At 65.0% G+C, this 1,541-nt stretch carries 2 protein-coding genes and 1 pseudogene; all 3 read right to left on the bottom strand.

Annotated features, from left to right (window positions below):
- Positions 1-370, bottom strand: a pseudogene (locus B2V21_RS11560) (LysR family transcriptional regulator); the annotation flags it as partial.
- Positions 371-463: 93 nt separating this feature from the next.
- Positions 464-1,207 (bottom strand): energy transducer TonB, encoded by a 744-nt coding sequence (locus B2V21_RS11565; RefSeq protein ID WP_049860376.1) that lies wholly within the window; start codon positions 1,205-1,207, stop codon positions 464-466.
- Positions 1,204-1,541, bottom strand: a 338-nt coding sequence (gene exbD, locus B2V21_RS11570; protein WP_286916917.1) for a TonB system transport protein ExbD, incomplete at its 5' end; no start/stop codon positions are given. The genes exbD and B2V21_RS11565, both read right to left, overlap by 4 nt.

The raw sequence follows: 1,541 nt of genomic DNA on the forward strand, positions 1-1,541 counted from the left end.
CAGTACATCGGCTTCGTTGAACGGCAGGGCGATGATCACCGCGTCCAGCTCACCATTGCGCAGCTTGTCGCGCAGGATGTGAGTGAAGTTTTCCTCGATGTACAGCGGCATCTGCGGCGCCACGCGGTGCAGTTGCGGGATGAGGTGTGGGAACAGGTACGGGCCGACGGTATAGATGGCGCCGACCTTGAGCGNNGGTCAGGCGCACGGCGCTCTTGCTGCGCTCGAAGATCAGCACGCCGAGCTCGTCCTCGAGCTTCTTGACGCCGACCGAGAGAGTGGGCTGGCTGACATGGCAGCGCTCAGCCGCGTGGCCGAAGTGTTGCTCCTGAGCCAGGGTAACGATGTAGCGCAATTCTGTGAGGGTCATAACGTGCGTCCATGAAGTTGCGAGCCCAGCATAGCGGCTGCAACCGATAGACGCACGTTATCAACGGCGCTGAAACGCATCAAATTATGCGAATCAGCGCTTGTCCAGCGAGTAAACGAAGGGCGCGACCACTTCCAGGCTGCCATTGACCAGAATCTCGGCCGGTGGCTTGGGCAACGGTTGCGCTCGACGGATCATCTCCATGGTCGCGCGGTCCAGTGCCGCGCTGCCTGAACCTCCAGCCAGGGAGTACGACAGTACCCGGCCTTCGGCGTCGACCACGAAGCGCAAGCGGTTGACCCCGGTCATGCCACGACGGCGCGCATCTTCAGGGTACTTCTTGTACTTGGCCAAGTGGCGCAGCAGATCGCCCTGCCAGCTGGGCAGTGCGTTGCTGTTGGACGGCACACTGGGGGCGGGCGCTGCCGGCTTGGCCGGTTGTGGCGGCGCCGGACGGCTGTCCACGGTCTGCTCGGCCGGTGGTTGCTCCTTGGGCGGCTCGGGCTTCTTCTCGACCTTGGGCGGCTGCGGTTTGGGCTTGGGCTTGGGCGGCGTCGGCTTGGGCACCGAGATCGTCGGCTTGGGCGCTTCCGCCAGCTTGGGCAATGGATCCTCGACCACCGGCTCGGGCGGTGGCGGCGGCGTGACGACCTGCGGCGGCGGAGGGGGCGCAGGTTCGGGCAGCGGCGCCATCTCCACCATCATGGCCTGCGGTGGCAGCTCGATGGGCTGCGGCGCGGGCCAGTTCAGGGCAACCACGATGGCCGCAGCGTGCACGCCGAGGACGACCGCCAGGCTGGCAACATAACGCGTCGTTTTCTGGCGCGTCGTGATCATTGCTTGGCTGCCGTCTCGAGGCCGACCAGGCCTACCTTCAGGTAGCCCGCGCCGCGCAGGGTGTTCATCACTTCCATCAGGTCGCCGTAATCCACGCCCTTGTCGGCCTGGAAGAAGATGGTCGTGTCCTTGTTGCCGTGAGTCTTGGCATCGAGGATCTGGCCCAGCTGCGTGCGCTCGACCCTGTCGTCGCCCACGTACAGGTTCTGGTCGGCCTTGACGCTGAGGAACACCGGCTTTTCAGGCCGCGGCGCCGGCTTGGCGGTCGAGGCAGGTAGGTCGACCTTGATGTCCACCGTCGCCAGGGGGGCTGCGACCATGAAGATGATCAGCA

The sequence above is a fragment of the Pseudomonas sp. UBA6276 genome, from assembly GCF_002438365.1.
Taxonomy (GTDB): Bacteria; Pseudomonadota; Gammaproteobacteria; order Pseudomonadales; family Pseudomonadaceae; genus Aquipseudomonas; species Aquipseudomonas coleopterorum.

Coding starts and splice junctions, on each gene's coding strand:
- B2V21_RS11565 (WP_049860376.1), bottom strand. CDS start 1,207: ATGATCACGACGCGCCAGAAAACGACGCGTTATGTTGCCAGCCTGGCG.